We start from the raw sequence: 18,153 nt of genomic DNA on the forward strand, positions 1-18,153 counted from the left end.
TCGGTCGTAACGGCCGGTCATACGGCGGTAGTACGGCCGGTCGCCGGGCGGCGGACGGTCGGAACCGCCCGCCGCCCGGCGTACCGCGTACCGCGTACCGCGTACGGTCAGTCGCGCGGCGTGGGACCGAAGGTGAGCAACTTGCCGTCCCTGCGCACCCGGTACGCGGCATAGCCGCCACCGGTCACCATCAGGAACGCCAGCACGCTCAGCGGGACGACGCCGGTGGCTCCGGTGGCCGCCAGCGGGCCGTTGTTGCCGCCGGAGCCGCCCGACGTCCCCGACGAACCGCCGCTGGACAGACCGCCGTTGGACGTGCCGCCGTCGGTCGACGTGCCTCCGCCGTCCGCGCCGCCGGTGTCGGTGGGCGTGTCCGTGGGGGTGTCGGTCGGGGTGTCCGTGGGCTCGTCGGTCGGCGTGCCGGTCGGATCGTCGGTCGGCGAGGTGCCCGCGCCCGCCTTGAACGCGAACGTCTGCTTGATGCCGCTGGTCGCGCCGGTCAGCACCAGGGAGTGGCTGCCGTCGGCGAGGTCGGCGGGCAGCGTCACCGCGTAGTTGGTGATCTTGCCGCTGTTGTCGGCGGTCGCGTCGTCGGCGGCCGGGGACCCGTCCAGCGCGAAGGTGATCTTCTCGCCGTTCCCGCCCGTGGGGCCCGGCAGGAACCCCTCTGCGGTGACCTTGATCTTCTGGCCCTTGGTGAGGGCCGGCGTGTCGTGCAGTTCGGTCCCGGAGTCGTCGAGCACGGTCAGGTCGGGCTCGGCCACCACGGGATACGACACCCCGTTCTGGCTGGCGGCGAACGTGAGCGGGTCGCTGGGCGTGAACTCCGCCGAGAGCGTGATGACGCCGGGGTTGCCGATCCCTGGAATGCTCGCCGTCGCCACGCCGTTGACCAGCGGAATCATGTTCCCGCCGGTGACGGGCACGGCGCCCTGCTTGAAGGTCACCGTGCCTTCGGCGGTGTCCGGCGTGACGGTGGCCTTGAGGGTGATCTTCTTGTCCGCCACGGCCCGGCCCGCCGGGTCGACGGTGAGAACGACGGAGGTCGACGTCGGCGGGGTGACAGTCTTCACCGCCCAGTCGGAGCCGGTGATCTCGATGAACGTGGTGAAGGTCGGCAGGTCCGCGGCGGACTGGTCGGCGGACTTGCAGACCACGTCGATCGGATACGTGCCGTCGGCGAGGTCCACGCTTGAGGCGTCGAACGCGGAGCTGATCGACCGGAGGATCGTGCCGTTGCCCCCCGAGGCAGGGAGCTGCGCGGTGATGGGAGCGGTCGAGAACGGGGCGCCGTTGGTCAAGTGGGTCGCCAGGAGCGACTCCGCGCCGTCGAGGACGATGTACACGCCCACGGCGTCCTGGTAGTTCGTGGGGCATGCCTGGTCGACCGAGACCGACGTGAAGGCCGGGGAGTCGTCGACGGTGCCGGCGGCGGGCGACAGCGTCACGTTCCCGGCCAGATCCGCGTTCGCGGTCCCCGCGGTGGTGAGGACCAGGGCCCCGGTGCCCAGGACCAGTGCGAGCACGCTCAGCAGCGCCGCGTGCATTCTTCGTTTCATGTCTCCTCGTCCCCTCGGGGATATGCGTCGGTCGTACGAGTCGTGCGAGTCGTGCGAGTCGTGCGGTGGTCACGTGGGGGTGGTGCGGTGGCGGTGCCGGTACTGCGGTGGTCACGTGCGGGTGGTGCGGTGGCGGTGCCGGTACTGCGGTGGTCACGTGCGGGTGGTGCGGTGGCGGTGCCGGTACTGCGGTGATGCGGTGCTGAGGTGGTGCGGCGGTGCCGTTTCCGCCGTGTCACGGGGGCGGCCGGGCATCTGGACGATGCCCGGCCGGTGGTACGTCTGTGCTGGTCAGCGCTGTTTCGCGGTCACTTCGTGGTGAAGGTGAAGGAGACCTGGACGAAGCTGCACAGACCGGTGAGGGTCAGGGTGTGGGAGCCGCGGGCGATCAGCTTCGGCACCGTCAGGTCGTAGCCGGTGACCGAGCCCCGCGCGTCGGTCGCCACCGGGGCGAAGAGCGCGAGGGCGTTGGACACGAACGGCAGCACCTGCTCCTGGCTCTGCGGCAGGAAGCCCTGCGCGGAGACCTTGATGTGCTGTCCGGGGGTCAACTGCGGGCTGTCCCCGAGGGCGTTGCCGTCCGCGTCGGTCACCGTGACGGACGGCGCGTTGACGAACGAGTAGCTGAGGACCGAGTAGTCCTGCGCGTAGGCGAGTTGGTCGGCGGGGATGAAGACCGCGATGTAACTGCGGACGTTCGGCGCGGTGTTGGCCGGCGGCTGGAAGGCGGCCACGCCGTTCACGACCGGTACCGGGGTGTCGTACACGGTGACGCCGTTGTCCGCCTCGAACTGGACGGCTCCGGGCACGCCGCCCGCGACCTTCGCGGTGAGCGTGAAGGGCTTGCCGACCTGGACGTGGTTGGCCGGGTCGGCGCTGAGCCTGACGCTGGTGGCGACCGGGGCGGCGTGGCCGGAGACCTGCCAGGTGTCACCGGTCACGTCGATGAAGCCGGTGAACGTCGGGTGCTCGGGGAAGTTCGCCCGGTCGGCGTTCGCGCAGGTCACGTGGATCGGGTAGGTGCCGTCCGCCACCGGGACACTGGCGACGTCGAAGGCGGTGGCGATCGACCGCACGATGGTGCCGTTGCCCGACGTCTCCGGGACCTGCGCCGTGACCGGGGCCTTGGTGTACGGGGCGCCGCTGGTCAGGTGGGAGGCGAGGAGCGACTCCCGGCCGTCCGGCACCACGAGCGACACCGTGAGGGCGTCCTGGTAGTTCGCCGGGCACGCCTTGCCGACCGACACCCGCGCGAACGGCGAGTCGTCGTCGATGCCGGTGCCGCGGGCGGTGAGGGTGACCGTGCCCGACGTCGCCGTCGGGGTACCGGTGGTGGCGCCGGCGGTGCCCGCCCCCGCGAGCAGCGCGCCCGTGCCCATGGCCAGTGCGAGCGCGCCGACCAGAACGCCGCGCAGTCTTCGTCTCGTCATAGTCTTCTCTCCCCCTGAAGGAGTCCGGTGTGTACGTGGCACCGCGTCGCGGTGCCGGGAGCGGCCGGGCGCCCCCGAGGGACACCCGGCCCGGCGGACGGTGGTCCGCCGCTGTGACGGGTCAGACGAGGTCGCGGCTGACCAGGGTGGTCGCGTTGCCGCAGTTGGCGTCGGTGCCGAAGCCGTACTTGTTGATCACCGTGGTGGTGGAGTCGTACTTGGCGGTGCACACCTTGGAGGCGCTGCCGACGAAGGTGTTCTTGATGAGCGTCTCGCCGGTCACCCGGCTGTCCGGGATGACGTTGTAGACCTCACGCGTGACCGGGAACGCGGTGTTGAGGTTCCCGCTCGCGTTCAGCGGCGCGGTGGAGTTGACGGTCTTGAGCACCGCGCCGTTGCGACGGTCGGTCACGCCCGGCAGGGAGCGGCCCTGCGCGATGTGCTGGGCGATCGAGAACGGCATGAGGTCGTTCGGGCCCTGGAGGGCGCTGCCGTTGTGCTCCTGGACGGCGGCGCCGTTCGCGGCGGTGTCCTTGACGCAGGACGGCAGGGTGGTGGCGTTGAAGCCCAGCGTCGAGGCCCAGAACTTGCGGGTGCCGGAACCGGCCTGCGGCACCAGCGGGTGGACGGTGACGCCGCCGATGGTCGGGTACGTGCCGGCCGGCAGCGGGTTGCCCGCCGTGTCCAGGCAGTTGTAGACCCGGGTCAGGTCGGAGGTGGCCTTCTGGGCGTTCGTCAGGGACGAACCGCCGGCCAGGTACGTGAAGTTGGCGGGCAGGTTGGTGGTGGTCGCCGTCGCCGCCGTCACCGCGTCCACGGCGAACGGGATGAAGGTGAACTGGCCCGTGGCGTTGGGGGTGGAGGAGGACCGGGCGAAGTCGATGCAGTGGCTGCCGGCCGCGATGTCGGCGCGCAGCGCGTTGACACCGGCGCCCGAGCCGTCGGGGCGGGTGACCGACGCACAGGTGGTGTCCCGCGTCGAGATCGTGGAGGAACCGGTGGCGTCGTAGGACGCGATCAGGTTGCCGTCCGAGGAACCGGTCGGGTTCGGGTCGGCGATCTTGTTGCCCAGGCCGTTGAGCACGTCCTGCGTGGTGTCGGAGCCGACCGCGACGAGCGTGCGGTGGACACCGGCCGCCGGGTCGGCCTGAGCCGTACCGGCCACGATGGTGACACCGAGGGTCGCTGTACCGACCACGATCGCCGCCCGCTTGGCGAATTTCACGTTCACTGTATTTCCTCCGAGTTGATGCGGATGGAATTTCGAGACGTGTGACACGCAAGGAGAATTGATAATTCCCCCCAAAAGACCTGACCTGTCGGTCCGGCCATGAATGATCCTGCCGATCTCTTCAAGAAGTGGCAACCAAAATTACCGCCCCGCAAAAGTGAACAACGGGTATTCCAAATTCTCTTTTATTTTCCTTCCAAGGGGCGCCCAAGTACCCGTCACACCGGTTTCCTGCCGCGGACGACGCCCGCGCGCATCAGCAGGGGTCCGGCCAGGGAGCCCGCGATGCCCGCGATGAGGACGATCAGCAGCACCCAGCGGATGGCGCCGAGAATCGCCTGGGGGGTGGTGCCGCCGGTCTGCGCGACGTTGCTGACGGGGGGCGAGGCGGCGGGTCCGCCGGTGGAGCCCTTGGTGGTACCGGCGGCGGGGGCCGACTGCGACGGGGACGCCGGCGGTGCGCCGCCCGGACCCGATCCCCCGCCGGTCGCCCCGTGGTCGGCGCCGCCGCCCGTACCACCGCCGGCCGTTCCCGTACCGCCGGAGCCGGAGCCGGAACCGCCGCTTGAGGACGTGTCACCCGGTCCCGTGGCCGGGGGCATACCGGCGAGCAGCGCGGACGCGGCCGTGAGGGCCTGTTCGCGCAGGGTGGCGGTCAGGGGTGCGTAGCCGAGCGGCAACAGGCCGAAGCCGATGCCCTGTTGCTGGCCGGAGCCCGCCGCGTACCGGATCAGCGCGGCGTAGGTCTTGCGGTCGGCGGCGTCCAGCGAGGTGGAGGCGGCGGCGTAGGTGACGGTGGTGAGCGGGTAGGCGCCCGGCGTCTTCAGGGAGGGGTCCGCGTCCAGGACGCCCGGGGCCTTGCCCGCCTTCATCCCGTTCACCGCCCTGGTCATCGAGTCGACCGTCGGGGCGACGAACTGGCCGTCGGCGTTGAGGAGTTCGGCGGTGCCGAGCCGGTAGCGGGCGGCGCTGGCCGCGTCCGTCAGGCCCATGATGAAGTTCGAGCCCGCGGGCTGCGTCTCGGCCTTCGTCAGCGCCGGGGGCGTGGACGTGGGGTTGAAGCCGGTGATGCCGCCGTTGTTGGCCTTGCGGACCGTCCTGGCGTCGTCGCTCAGACCGCTGCCGTACGGGTTCACGCCGACGGCCGTCAGCCGGATGTCGGGGAAGCGGCTGTCGGGCGCCCACACCGTCGGGTCCGGCTTGTCGAAGCCGGACGGCGGGGTGCTGACCGGTGCCAGCTCCAGGAAATACGGATTGATGACCGTACCCCACGGATCGGGTTTTCCGGAAAGGAAGCTGCGCGCGTCGGGGTCGGAGAGCAGCCATTTCCACAGCTGTCCTGCCGAATCGCTCGCGCCCTGCGGAACCCCGATACCGAATCCGCAGGAACTGCCCACGGGGTAGGGCACACCGGAGTTGAGCCGCGCGAATTCGGGGTCGCGCTCGATACCGAACGGGTTCTTCGCGGGAAGTCTGCCGCGCGGGAAGTCGTTGCCCGGCAGGTCGCACTGGTAGGACTCGGTGAGCATCTTCGCCACGAGCCGCGCGTTCAGCCGTATCCGGGGCACCTGTTGGGACGATCCGGCCACCTGGACGCTGTAGCCGATGACGAGTCCGGAGACCGCCACGGGTGCGTGGACGACCGGTGCCACGTCCGGCTGGGGCAGCACCGGGTTCTCGATGAAGGCGAGTCCGGCCGAGCCTGTGCCGGGGCTGGTGACCTGCGTACGGGAGAAGTCCTCGAGCTGCGGAACGTATCCGTAGGTGACCTTCTGCGAGGTGCACAGGGTCGGCGCCCAGGAGCTCATCGCCTCGAAGATCATCTCGGAGCCGATCGTGGGCTGTTCGTCCTGGCCGATCGGGCAGGGCGAGTCGGTCGGGGCGAAGTCGAGGCGGAACACGATGCGTTGGGCCCAGTTCCCCGCGGACAGCGGGGAGCTGATCAGTCCGTTGGGCGGCGGCGCTTCGGAGCCGTCGGGTTCGTGGGTGCCGCGGGGCACGACCACGAGCCAGCACGGCTCGGGCGCCTGACCGGTCCTCGCCACCGTGCCGCACCCCAGGATCGGCGAGGTGTCCGCGTCCTCCGCCTGGAAGATCGTCTGGCCGCTGCCGTCGACGCCGGTCGTGGCGAGGTCCTGCTCGTTGGTCGCGTACTGCGTGAAGAACTGGTTGACGTCGGTCGAGCTGGCGCCCTTCACCGTGGTGAAGGGCACGGTGTGCTGTGTCGGCTCCAGCGGGTCCAGATTGCCCACGCTCCGCCCGACGTTGAGCACGCCCGTGTTCGGCGGCGGGTTCCCGTACTCGCACTGTTCCGGGGTGGGGCCGGTCGCCGCGTCACCCCAGCACTGCATGAGCTGGAGGTAGTTGCCCGCGTTGTTGGGCGAGCTCTTCACCCCGCCCGCCCATGAGACCTTCAGTCCCTGCGTCCGCAGATCCCTCGTCTGCTCGACCGTCACCTTCAGGTGGGAGAAGTCGTCGTAGGGACCCTTGGTGCCGGGCTTGGTGACGGCGGAGCCGGTGTCCGTGCCGGTGTCCGCGTGGGCCTGTCCGCCGCCCGCCGACGGCGGCAGCAGGGTCAGGCCGACGGCGGCGAGCATCGAGGTGAGGAGCGCGCCGAGGCGGACCGACAGGACGCGGCCTCGGGCGGTTCCGGGGTGGTTACGCGCGGCCATCACGCCTCCCGTTCCTGGTCAGCCGCCTGGCGAGGGTGGGCGGGGCGAGGACGACCAGCAGCAGCGCCAGGGCGGAGAGCCCCATGAGCCAGGTCCGCATGCCCCAGAAGGTCTCGTTGCCGACGCCGACGCTGGAGGCGACGATGTCCTGGTTGCCGCCGGTGCCGCCGGAGTCGCCCGCGGGCAGTCCGGTGTCGGGGTCGACGCTCTGGCCGGTGCCGCCCGTGGCGGTCGTACCGCCGGTGGCGGCGCCGCCCGTACCGGCCGTGGTGCCGCCGGACGTGGTGCCCGTACCGCCGCTCGCGCCCGCCGTGGTGCCGGACGAGCCGCCGCCCGTGCCGCCGGAACCGCCCTTGCTCCCACCGGAGTTGCCGCCGTTGGAACCGCCGCCGGAGGCGGCGTTGGCCTGCGGCTTGACCGAGGTGGGCTGCTTGGACGCGCCGCCCGTGCCGTCGGAGCACTGCTGCGTGCCCTGCCGGTCGCACGCCTTGGGGAACGGCGCGTTCTTGGCCAGGGTGTTGGTGCCGTCGCTGGAGAAGGTCGGATTGTGGCAGCCCGCGAGATTGATGGTCTGGGCCTGCACACCGGGGACGCGTTTGAGCTGGTCGAATCCGGCCTGCACGAGGTTCTTCGGCAGCGGCGAGAAGCCCAACGGCTGGGCCTGCGACTGGCCTTGGCACAGGAAGTAGTAGCCGAACGCGCCGAGCGTTCTGCCCTTGTCCTCGGTCAGCGGCGAGTCCAGCGAGGTCGGCAGGATCATGTAGCTGTAGCTGGACAGCGGATACGTCCGCGCGTCCTGGTACGCGTAGACCTTGTCGAGGATCTGCGTCAGATACTGCGAGGAGTTCTCGTCCTGGTTGATCTGCGCCTGGGTCAGCGCCACGGCGACGTTGGAGGCGGTGGGCTCGGTGTAGTAGCCCTTGGCGTTGAGCACCTTGGCGACCGGGAAGCCGGTGGTCACCGCGTAGGAGTACTCGACGTAGGTGATGGCGCCCTCGGCGTAGTTCTGCCGGGTGTAGCCGGACACGCCCAGCGAGCCGGACTGGGCGATGAAGCCGGAGCCGGGGATCACCGGGTAGTACGACGTCAGGCCGCACGGGGTCGGCTTGTTGGCGCGCTTGCAGTAGTCGTTCCACACCGCGCCCTGCTGCTTGGACATCCACAGCGTGAACTGGGCGGTGGTGCCCGAGCCGTCGGAGCGCACCACCGGGATGATCTTGCGGGCCGGGAGGGTGAGGCCGGGGTTGTCGGCGGCGATCTGCCGGTCGGACCAGTTGGTGATCTGTCCGGTGAAGATCTTGGCGACCGTGCTTCCGCTCAGCCGCAGATTGGTGACCCGCTTGCCGCCGATCTTCAGGTTGTACATGAAGGCCGTGCCGCCCGCGACGATCGGCATGTACGCGTAGCCGCGCTTGGGCGGAGGTTCGCGCACCCCGAACTCGGTCATGCCGTAAGGGATTTCGGACACGGCGAAGTCGACGGTGCCGTTGGTGAACTGCTGGCGGCCGTCGGACGAGCCGCTGCCCGTGTAGTCGACGGTCATCCCGTACTTCTTGACGCTCGCCCGCCACTGGTCGACGGCGTTCTGGCTCCAGGTCGAGCCGGCGCCGCTGATCCTCGCGTACGAGTCGGCCTTGGCCGGCGGTGCCTGACCGAGGAACAGCAGCGAGATCAGCAGTGCGGCCATCGTCGCCGCTGCCGCCCTCGCCGCCTTTGCCGCCCTGAGGCCCGTCCAGCCGATCCTCTTCACGATCCGTCAACTCCCTGTGCAGGTTGGATTGTTGTCGTGCGGAAGGCCGGGGCGGCCGACGCCGACGAGTAGCCGTCGCGCGCCGCGGCGCGCTCGGTGAAGCGGCGCGTGTCCCGGCGGGAGGCGACGACCCGGCGGTGGGTGCCGCGCCTGCTCAACTGGCCCGCGTCGCGCCCGCCGAGGACCCGGGCGAGCGCGAAGAGCACCAGGACGAGCACCAGCAGCACCGACGCCGCACCGAACCCGCGCGCGATCATGGTGGGTTGGGGGGACTTCACGAACTCGAAGGTCGCGAGCGGCAGCGACACCATCGGGTTCTGCGAGGGGTCGTAGTTGGTGCTCGCGCCGAAGCCCGCCGTCAGCAGGACGGGAGAGGTCTCGCCGATGCCGCGGGCGGTGCCGAGGATGACGGCGGTGGTCAGCCCCGACCGGGCGGTGGGCAGCACCACATGCCATACGGTCCGCCAGCGCGGCGACCCCAGCGCGTACGACGCCTCGCGCAGGGTGCCGGGCACCAGCCGGATCACCACGTCGGAGGCGCGGATGATGATCGGCAGCATCATCACGGAGATGGCCAGCGACGCCGCGAAGCCCGACTTGGGGACGTTCAGCGCGAGGATCACGGTGGCGTAGATGAACAGACCGGCCACGATCGACGGCAGCGCGGTCATCGCCTCGACGACCGTACGGACGAAACGCGCGTAGCGTCCGGGCACTTCGTTGAGGAACACCGCGCACAGCAGCCCCGCCGGGACGGTGAGGACCAGGGCGATGCCGATCTCGATCAGCGTGCCGACCACCGCGTGCTTGATGCCGCCCGCGCTCAGCGGGTCGAGCGGCCCGGTGACCGACATGTCCTGGGTGAAGAAGTTCAGGTGCGGTATCGCCCTGCGGCCGGACCACAGCGTGTAGACGACGACGAACAGCAGCGCGACCAGCAGCAGCACCGCGATGCTGTGGACCACGGCGGAGGCGATCTTGTCGCGCACCACCGGGCCGTCCTCGTCGAAGGAGACCAGCAGCGCGTACAGCGCGATGAACAGCGCGTACCAGAAGACGACGAAGCCGAGGGCCCCGCTGAAGGGGGCGATCCTGGCGAAGAACAGCCAGGTGAGGGAGAGGGAGGCGGCTGCCGAGCCGAGCAGTCCGAGCAGGTCGGTCTGGCGGACGGTGGAGGTGGAACGCCGGCGTTCCGCTGCCGCGGGGGCCGGGCCGGGGATGACGGTGCCGGGGGCCTTCGTGATCTGAGGCGCCGGGGTCGGGGTCGCCGGGGCCGTGGCGGGCACCGTGGGATCGACGGCTTCCGGCTCTACGCTGTCCGGCCCGGCCGTACCGGTCCCGGCTCCGGTGGTGGCGGTCCCGGTGGTGGCGGTCCCGGTAGTGGCGGTCCCGGCGGATTCCGGCGCGGTGGTGTCGGAGTCCGGTGCGTCCGTGGTCATACGAGGGGGTCTCCTGGTTCCGCCGATCGCTCGGCCTACGGCGTGCGTGCGGCTGACGGATTCGGGCTGACGGCTGCGGGCTGACGGTGGGGCGGCGGCTCGGCTACTGGGCGGCTCGGCTGCTCGGCGGCTACTCGGCGGTGGCGCCGGACCGGCTGCGGGCGACGATCGACGAAGCGGCGAAGTTGACCACCAGGGTCATGAGGAAGAGGGCCAGACCCGCGGCCATCAGCGCGGACATGCCCAGCGGGCTGGCCTCGCCGTACCGCAGCGCGATCAGCGACGAGACGGAGCTGGTGCCGCTCTGGAGGATGTGCGGCTGGATGACGAAGATCGGCGAGATGACCAGGTAGACGCCGATGGTCTCGCCGAGCGCGCGGCCCAGGCCGAGCATGGTGCCGCCGATCATGCCGCCCTTGCCGTACGGCAGGACGACCGAGCGGATCATGCCCCAGCGGGTCGCGCCCAGCGCGTACGCGCCCTCCCGCTCCCCCACCGGGGCCTGCGAGAACACCTCGCGGATGATCGAGCAGATGATCGGGGTGACCATCATGGCCACGACGATTCCGGCGACGAAGGTGGAAGCGGTGTAGACGGTCGCGGTGGCGAGCGGGTCGTGCGGGTCGGCGCCGTCCACGTGGAAGAGCGGGATCCAGCCGAAGTACGTCGACAGCCAGCGGGCCAGGCCGATCACCTTGCCCTGGAGGAAGAACAGCCCCCACAGGCCGTAGACCACCGACGGCACGGCGGCCATCAGGTCCACGGTGCTGACCAGCGTGCGGCGCAGCCTGGCGGGGGCGTACTCCGAGATGTACAGCGCCGTGCCGATCGCCATCGGCACCGCGATGACGATGGCGACCGCCGCGATCAGCACCGTGCCGATGATGACCGCCGCGATGCCGAAGTGCCCGGCGTCCGGGTCCCACTCGGCGGTGGTCAGGAACGCCGGAACGCCCACCTCGCGCAGCGCCTGCCACGCCCGGTACAGCAGGAATCCGCCGACCAGCAGCATCACGACGAGCACCAGGCTGCCGCCGCCGCGCGCCACTCCCCTGAACACCCGGTCGGGCAGCCCCGAGTCGGCGTGCAGCCGCCGGGCGCTGTCGGCTCCGGGCCCGTCACCCTTGTCCGGCTCGCCGGTTCTCGCCAGTGTTCGCATCGTCACGCATTGACGCTCATGGTCCGCGATGGCCGCATTCGCAAGCCGATGTGAACGACAGCACCCGTAGGGGCAACTTCGGTTTCCGTACGGAATCACGTGGGCCGTACAGCCGTACGGGTCGGGGGGCGGGCGGGCGCGGGGGCCGGCCTGGCGGGGAAACACGGCGGCCACGTCCCGCCGCGCGTCGGCGCGGCACGGAACGTGGCCGTTGAGGTTCTTCGATCAGCTCGCGTCGTCCCAGGGCACGGATTCGGCGGCGCCGAGCCCGAGCAGTGTCAGACGGAACCGGTCGTACGCCGCCTGGCACGTCGAGTGCCGCTCGTACGCCCGCGCCGACACGGCCTGCACACGACCCTCACCGTCCCGTAACCGCCAGATCCAGCCATTGGACTCGGCGGCGTGCTGTACTCCGCCCGCCAGTCCCTCCGCGCTCTCGCACAGCCCCTCGAAGGACGCCCTGCACGCGGCGTCGTCCGGATACGCGTTCGCCCCGAGAGCGATCACCCGACCGTTGTTCGCCGTCAGTCGCCACGAGTGCCACCCGTTCTCGTCGATGTCGATCTGACACCGTGTCCCCACCACACTGGCCCCACCGATCTCTCCTGCCATCTGCCGCAACCCCACCCCTGATGACCTCTTTGTCGCCCCACGTCGAGGAAGGCCGCACGCGCGGTAGATCGTGCGGCACGGGCAATGTATGTGGCCTCAGATAATTGAGGGTTGTCTCACAGGTTGCCCACGGCATCCTTCACCGCGAAGTTGCCCCTTGTTCACGGACGGTCGCTAGGGGTGACGTTCGCAGGGCGCGCCGGGCGGCGCGGGGGCCTCGGAGGGCCTCCGCAGGGCTCAGGGAGCCTCGGGGGGACTCAGGGGGAGGGTCAGCCGCCGATGGCGAGGAGGACGACGAGGACGACGAAGCCGGCGACGGCCGGGGCGATGACCTCGTAGGCCCAGCGGACCTCGGGCTTCGGGGGCTCGGAGCCGTCGTCGGCGCCGTGCCGCTCCTTGAGCTCGCGCAGCTCGTGGATGGCCTGGTCGGAGGGCGAACGGAAGGCGCCGTCGTCGTCGACCGGGAGGCCGGGGCGCGGCTTGCGGCGCGCGGGCGCGCCGAAGGGGTCGTCGCCCGCCGCCTTGGCGCGCATCTGCTGCTTGGTCGCGCGCTTGCGCGCGCGCAGCGAGACCGGGATCGCCCAGATCTGGTACTTCTTGCCGCCCGCGAACAGCTCGTTCGAGAACGACGCGCGCAGCGACTCGACGCCGGCCCACGCCACCGAGATCGTCCTGAACGGGTTGCGGACCTTGAGCCGCTGCTCGCCCGCGTAGACGGCGGGCCGCAAGGTGAACGCCACGATCAGCGGGATCGCCAGCAGCAGCGAGGCCAGCGCCAGCCACGGCGCGTGTCCCTTGCCGTGCACCATGGCGTCGCCGCCCAGCCACAGCGCGAGCACCAGCAGCAGCACACCGGCGCACAATCCGGCCACCGAGCGGTAGACCCTGTCGGGGTACTGCGGTGTCCCGCCTGCCGGGTCGGGCGTGGCGGCCTGCGCGGCCGGGCGGTTGTGGTGGCTCGTCATAATCCCCGATTCTGCCCCACCGAGCCGCCGCCCTCGTCCCCAGCCCTATTGCGTTCCCGCATCTTTCCCCCAAACCCGCACCCTCCCCAGGCCCGCACCCCCCTGTGCCCGCCCCCCCTGACGGCGCACTTCCCGCCATACGGCGGCGTACGCGCGCCCCGCCAGGCGCGCGGGGAACCGCGCGCGCAACCCACCACCGGCCGGTGGCCGGGAAACAACCAGGCTGCCCTGCCACGACCGGTGGTGACCTGAGCGGAGCGCCCACGCGGCGGCAGCCGCAGATCAAACACGGTCCCGCGCCCCTGAAAAGATCGGCCCGCCGCCCAGGGTGGAAGGACCGTTCAGGGTCGAGCCCCGGGAGATCGGGGGCCGTCGATGGTGGGGGAACCCTCACCCGGAGGGGGGTGGCGGGTTGCTACGCGCGTAGATATGCTGAGGTGGTGACCATGTCTTCGCCGCCGCCTACGCCGGTAGTCCCCGCCTATGATCCCGATGCCGCGCGCCGTACGGCGACGATGTCGGATGTGACCTCTTCGGACAGCGCGCTGCGCCGCTTCCTGCACGGACTGCCGGGGGTGGACGCGGTGGGCCTGGAAGGGCGGGCGGCGTCGCTCGGCACGCGGTCGATCAAGACGACGGCGAAGGCGTACGCCATCGACCTGGCGATCTCGATGATCGACCTGACGACGCTGGAGGGCGCGGACACGCACGGCAAGGTCCGGGCGCTGTGCGCGAAGGGCGTGCGTCCTGACCCGACCGACCGCACGACCCCGAAGGTCGCGGCGATCTGCGTGTACCCGGACATGGTGGCGACGGCCAAAGAGGCCCTGGGCGACTCCGGCGTGCATGTCGCCTCGGTGGCGACGGCCTTCCCGGCCGGCCGGGTCGCGCGCGGCGTGAAGCTGGCCGACACCGCCGACGCGGTCGCGGCCGGCGCGGACGAGATCGACATGGTGATCGACCGCGGCGCGTTCCTGTCCGGCCGCTACATGGACGTCTTCGAGGAGATCCGCGCCGTCAAGGAGGCGTGCGCCCGCCCCGACGGTGAGAGCGCCGCCCACCTGAAGGTGATCTTCGAGAACGGCGAGCTGGCGACGTACGACAACATCCGCCGCTGCTCCTGGCTGGCGATGCTGGCGGGCGCGGACTTCATCAAGACCTCGACCGGCAAGGTCGCGGTCAACGCGACCCCCGCGAACACCCTGCTCATGCTGGAAGCGGTCCGCGACTTCCGCGCGGCCGTCGGCGTACAGGTCGGAGTGAAGCCCGCGGGCGGCATCAGGACCTCCAAGGACGCCGTGAAGTACCTGGTGATGGTCAACGAGACGCTCGGCGACGACTGGCTGTCCCCCGACTGGTTCCGCTTCGGCGCCTCCAGCCTGCTCAACGATCTGCTGATGCAGCGTCAAAAGCTCAGCACCGGCCGGTACTCCGGTCCCGATTACGTGACGGTGGACTGAAAACCATGACCGACCAGAGCACCGGCCAGAGCACTGGCCAGCCCGGCGTGCGACCCGGCCAGAATCCCGGCCGGCGACCCGGCCAGAAATTCGCGTACGCGCCCGCGCCCGAGTCGCGGTCCGTCGTCGACATCGCGCCTTCCTACGGCCTGTTCATCGACGGCGAGTTCACCGCCGCCGCCGACGGCACCGTCTTCAAGTCCGTCTCGCCGTCCAGCGAGGAAGTCCTCGCCGAGGTCGCGCGCGCGGGCGAGGCGGACGTGGACCGCGCGGTGAAGGCGGCCCGCAAGGCGTTCGAGAAGTGGTCCGCGCTGCCGGGCGCCGAGCGCGGCAAGTACCTCTTCAGGATCGCCCGCATCATCCAGGAGCGCTCCCGCGAACTGGCGGTGCTGGAGTCGCTGGACAACGGCAAGCCGATCCGCGAGACCCGCGACGTGGACCTCCCGCTGGTCGCCGCGCACTTCTTCTACTACGCGGGCTGGGCCGACAAACTGGCGTACGCGGGCTACGGCCCCGACCCGCGCCCGCTCGGCGTGGCCGGCCAGGTCATCCCGTGGAACTTCCCGCTGCTGATGCTGGCCTGGAAGATCGCCCCGGCGCTGGCCGCGGGCAACACGGTGGTGCTCAAGCCCGCCGAGACCACCCCGCTGTCCGCACTGTTCTTCGCCGACGTCTGCCGCCAGGCGGGCCTCCCGCGCGGTGTCGTCAACATCCTGACGGGGTACGGGGACGCGGGCGCGGCCCTGGTCGCGCACGAGGGCGTGGACAAGGTCGCCTTCACCGGCTCCACCGGGGTCGGCAAGGCCATCGCCCGTACGGTGGCGGGCACGAACAAGAAGGTCACGCTGGAACTGGGCGGCAAGGCGGCGAACATCGTCTTCGACGACGCCCCGATCGACCAGGCCGTCGAGGGCATCGTCAACGGCATCTTCTTCAACCAGGGCCATGTCTGCTGCGCGGGCTCCCGGCTGCTGGTCCAGGAGTCGGTGCAGGACGAGGTGCTCGACGCGCTCAAGCGGCGGATGGCGACGCTGCGGGTCGGCGACCCGCTGGACAAGAACACCGACATCGGCGCGATCAACTCGGCCGAGCAGTTGGCCCGGATCACCGCGCTGGCGCAGGCCGGTGAGGAGGAGGGCGCCGAGCGCTGGGCACCGGCGTGCGAACTGCCCGACGCCGGTTACTGGTTCGCGCCGACGCTGTTCACCGGCGTCACCCAGGCGCACCGCATCGCCCGCGAGGAGATCTTCGGCCCGGTCCTGTCGGTGCTGACCTTCCGCACCCCGGCCGAGGCGGTCGAGAAGGCCAACAACACCCCGTACGGCCTGTCCGCGGGCATCTGGACCGAGAAGGGCTCGCGCATCCTGTCGATGGCGAACAAGCTCCGGGCCGGTGTGGTGTGGGCGAACACGTTCAACAAGTTCGATCCGGCCTCCCCCTTCGGCGGCTACAAGGAGTCCGGTTACGGCCGCGAGGGCGGTCGGCACGGCCTGGAGGGGTACCTCGATGTCTGACGTCCGCGACGCTCGGCTGAGCGTGTTCAAGACCTACAAGCTGTACGTCGGGGGCAAGTTCCCCCGCAGTGAGAGCGGTCGGGTGTACGAGGTGACGGACTCCAAGGGCGGCGCCTGGCTGGCCAACGCGCCGCAGGCGTCCCGCAAGGACGCGCGGGACGCGGTGGTCGCCGCCCGCAAGGCCGTGTCCGGCTGGTCGGGCGCGACCGCGTACAACCGTGGTCAGGTGCTGTACCGCGTCGCGGAGATGCTGGAGGGGCGGCGCGAGCAGTTCGTCCGCGAGGTCGCGGAGGCCGAGGGGCTCTCCAAGACGAAGGCCGGGGCCGCCGTCGACGCCGCCGTCGACCGCTGGGTCTGGTACGCGGGCTGGACCGACAAGATCGCCCAGGTGGTAGGGGGCGCCAACCAGGTGGCCGGTCCTTACTTCAACCTCTCGACGCCCGAGCCGACCGGTGTGGTCGCCGTCCTGGCTCCCCAGGACTCGTCCTTCCTCGGCCTCGTCTCGGTCCTCGCCCCGGTGATCGCCACCGGCAACACCGCCGTGGTCGTCGCCTCCGAGCGCTCGCCGCTGCCCGCGCTCTCCCTCGGCGAAGTCCTCGCCACCTCCGACGTGCCGGGCGGCGTCGTCAACATCCTCTCCGGCCGCACCTCCGAGATCGCCGCACCCCTCGCCGCCCACCAGGACGTCAACGGCCTCGACCTCACCGGCGCCGACGCGGACCTCGCCGCCGAGTTGGAGCGGGGCGCGGCCGACAACTTGAAGCGGGTGCGCCGTCCGGCGCCGGAGGACTGGGGTACGGACCCCGGCCTCTCCCGCCTCACCGCGTGGCTCGAGACCAAAACCGTCTGGCACCCCATCGGCGCCTGACGGTTCCCCCTGCCGGGGAGGCCGCGCCCCGTCTGGGGCGCTGGGGGCACCCCCGGCCGAAGGTCGGGGGAGGAACTGCGCGACAAGCCACGACGTGCGTGCACGTCACCACCCGCCCCGGCGGGGCAGATCGGTTGTCTCCGGACCAGCGGCCGGTGGGGGCGGGCCGCGCAGTTCCCCGCGCCCCTAAAAACACGCCCTGCGCAAGGCGGACGCACAGGGGCCGCGCCTCTGAGAGCAAGGCCCTGAGCAAGCGCAGCGCCTCAGTGCGGAAGAAGCCCCGTCACAGGTCCCACCAGGGGAAGCGTGCCGAGGGAGCCCCCGTTGGTGATCGGAGCGGTCACGGCCGAGGTGGAGACGGGGTGAAAATCGGCGACCTGGGAGCCGACGGCGTTGTCGAGCGGGTCGACACCGGTGTTGCTCAGCGGATCGATCATGAGGTCGCGGACGGGGGCGACGCCCGCGCCGAGGGCGCCGGTGACGTACTGGGTGGGGAGCGCGGAGGTGACGTCGGACGTCGGGAGGGCGTCGGTGGCGCTCTGGGCCGCCGCGAGGGGATCGGCGGCGGCGACACCGGCCGGTACGACGACGGCGGCCGCGGCGGCGGTGAGGGTCAGGGCGAGGGCGGTACGGAGCGAGGGCATGGACCGGTTCCTGTCGACGGGAGTCTTCCTGGCGCAGCGTAACGTAATGACCGCGCAGGGTAGTTGTCCTACGGCGGGTCGTCCCCCGGCCGGGGATACGGGACAATTGTTCTCCGTGAGTTCATCCCCGGTGTCGCTTCGCTCCCGTGTGATCCTGCTGACCGGCCCCTCGGGGTCCGGCAAATCGTCCCTCGCCACCCGCGCCCGGCTGCCGGTGCTGGCCCTCGACGACTTCTACAAGGCGTGCGACGACCCGTCGCTGCCCGCTCTGCCCAGCGGCGCCGGCACCGACTGGGACGCCCCGGGTTCGTGGAACGCGGACGCGGCGCTCGCGGCCGTGGCCGCGCTGTGCGCGGACGGCGCCGCCGACACCCCGGTCTACGACATCGCGACGAGTTCGGTCACCGGCCGTACCCGCCTCGACCTCGGCGGAGCGCCCGTCTTCGTCGCCGAAGGCATCTTCGCCGCCGAGATCGCCGGGCGCTGCCGGGAGCTGGGGCTGCTCGCGGACGCGCTGTGCCTGCGCGGACGCCCGACGACGACCGCGCGCCGACGTTTCGTACGGGATCTGCGCGAGGGGCGGAAGTCGGTGCCGTTCCTGGTCCGCAGGGGCTGGAACCTCATGCGCGCGGAACGCGCGATCGTGGCCCGTCAGACCGCTCTCGGCTGCCACCCCTGCGGCCGTGACGAGGCGCTGGAACGTATCGCCGCGGCCGTCACCCCCGCGACCCCGCTGCCCCGCGTCCCGGCCGAGGCGTAACGCCGTAGAGCCGTAGAGCCGTAGAGCGGTACGGCGGCGGACGTACGACAGGGCCGGACGGCATTCCCCTGGCCGTCCGACCCTGCTCCC

Annotated in this window: 14 protein-coding genes; 4 read left to right on the plus strand and 10 right to left on the minus strand. The window is 71.0% G+C overall.

Features of this window, described 5'->3' with window-relative positions; genetic code table 11:
- Nucleotides 1-107: 107 nt before the first annotated feature.
- From ACFZBB_RS17950 to ACFZBB_RS17990, 9 genes are all read right to left on the minus strand, one after another.
- Nucleotides 108-1,559: a hypothetical protein gene (locus ACFZBB_RS17950; RefSeq protein WP_391123281.1), complete on the minus strand. Its 1,452-nt coding sequence runs from the start codon at nt 1,557-1,559 to the stop codon at nt 108-110.
- Nucleotides 1,560-1,867: 308 nt separating this feature from the next.
- The gene (locus ACFZBB_RS17955) at nt 1,868-2,989 is read right to left on the minus strand and encodes a hypothetical protein (RefSeq protein ID WP_391123284.1); all 1,122 of its coding nucleotides are present in this window, start codon (nt 2,987-2,989) and stop codon (nt 1,868-1,870) included.
- Nucleotides 2,990-3,110: 121 nt separating this feature from the next.
- Complete coding sequence (locus ACFZBB_RS17960) at nt 3,111-4,220, minus strand: hypothetical protein (RefSeq protein WP_391123287.1); 1,110 nt, start codon at nt 4,218-4,220, stop codon at nt 3,111-3,113.
- A 218-nt stretch (nt 4,221-4,438) separates the two neighbouring features.
- Nucleotides 4,439-6,892: a hypothetical protein gene (locus ACFZBB_RS17965; protein ID WP_391123290.1), complete on the minus strand. Its 2,454-nt coding sequence runs from the start codon at nt 6,890-6,892 to the stop codon at nt 4,439-4,441.
- On the minus strand, nt 6,879-8,642 hold the full coding sequence (locus ACFZBB_RS17970) for a substrate-binding domain-containing protein (protein WP_391123293.1): 1,764 nt from the start codon (nt 8,640-8,642) through the stop codon (nt 6,879-6,881). Before ACFZBB_RS17970 ends, ACFZBB_RS17965 begins: the two co-directional genes overlap by 14 nt.
- Nucleotides 8,639-10,081 carry a phosphate ABC transporter permease PstA gene (pstA, locus tag ACFZBB_RS17975; RefSeq protein ID WP_391123296.1) on the minus strand — a complete coding sequence of 481 codons (1,443 nt, stop codon included), beginning with the start codon at nt 10,079-10,081 and terminating at the stop codon, nt 8,639-8,641. Before pstA ends, ACFZBB_RS17970 begins: the two co-directional genes overlap by 4 nt.
- A 130-nt stretch (nt 10,082-10,211) precedes the next feature.
- Entirely contained in the window at nt 10,212-11,240 is a 1,029-nt protein-coding gene (gene pstC, locus ACFZBB_RS17980) for a phosphate ABC transporter permease subunit PstC (RefSeq protein ID WP_391123940.1), read from the minus strand.
- 225 nt (nt 11,241-11,465) lie between these two features.
- Nucleotides 11,466-11,852 carry a hypothetical protein gene (locus ACFZBB_RS17985; RefSeq protein WP_391123298.1) on the minus strand — a complete coding sequence of 129 codons (387 nt, stop codon included), beginning with the start codon at nt 11,850-11,852 and terminating at the stop codon, nt 11,466-11,468.
- Nucleotides 11,853-12,121: 269 nt separating this feature from the next.
- On the minus strand, nt 12,122-12,817 hold the full coding sequence (locus tag ACFZBB_RS17990; protein ID WP_391123301.1) for a PH domain-containing protein: 696 nt from the start codon (nt 12,815-12,817) through the stop codon (nt 12,122-12,124).
- A gap of 515 nt (nt 12,818-13,332) precedes the next feature.
- On the opposite strand from ACFZBB_RS17990, the gene deoC reads away from it, so the two are divergent.
- Genes deoC through ACFZBB_RS18005 form a run of 3 tightly spaced genes read left to right on the plus strand, consistent with a single transcriptional unit; the run spans nt 13,333 to nt 16,659 of the window.
- The gene (gene deoC, locus ACFZBB_RS17995) at nt 13,333-14,277 is read left to right on the plus strand and encodes a deoxyribose-phosphate aldolase (protein WP_391123304.1); all 945 of its coding nucleotides are present in this window, start codon (nt 13,333-13,335) and stop codon (nt 14,275-14,277) included.
- A 5-nt stretch (nt 14,278-14,282) separates the two neighbouring features.
- Entirely contained in the window at nt 14,283-15,791 is a 1,509-nt protein-coding gene (locus ACFZBB_RS18000) for an aldehyde dehydrogenase family protein (protein ID WP_391123307.1), read from the plus strand.
- On the plus strand, nt 15,784-16,659 hold the full coding sequence (locus ACFZBB_RS18005; RefSeq protein ID WP_391123310.1) for an aldehyde dehydrogenase family protein: 876 nt from the start codon (nt 15,784-15,786) through the stop codon (nt 16,657-16,659). Before ACFZBB_RS18000 ends, ACFZBB_RS18005 begins: the two co-directional genes overlap by 8 nt.
- 263 nt (nt 16,660-16,922) lie before the next feature.
- On the opposite strand, the gene ACFZBB_RS18010 is transcribed toward ACFZBB_RS18005, so the two are convergent.
- Nucleotides 16,923-17,303, minus strand: a complete 381-nt coding sequence (locus tag ACFZBB_RS18010; RefSeq protein WP_391123313.1) for a hypothetical protein — start codon at nt 17,301-17,303, stop codon at nt 16,923-16,925.
- Between the two features lie 115 nt (nt 17,304-17,418).
- Between ACFZBB_RS18010 and ACFZBB_RS18015 the strand changes: the two genes are divergently transcribed.
- Complete coding sequence (locus ACFZBB_RS18015) at nt 17,419-18,063, plus strand: ATP-binding protein (protein WP_391123316.1); 645 nt, start codon at nt 17,419-17,421, stop codon at nt 18,061-18,063.
- The last annotated feature ends 90 nt before the right edge of the window (nt 18,064-18,153 follow it).

The sequence above is a fragment of the Streptomyces sp. NPDC008139 genome (assembly GCF_042957025.1).
GTDB lineage: Bacteria > Actinomycetota > Actinomycetes > Streptomycetales > Streptomycetaceae > Actinacidiphila.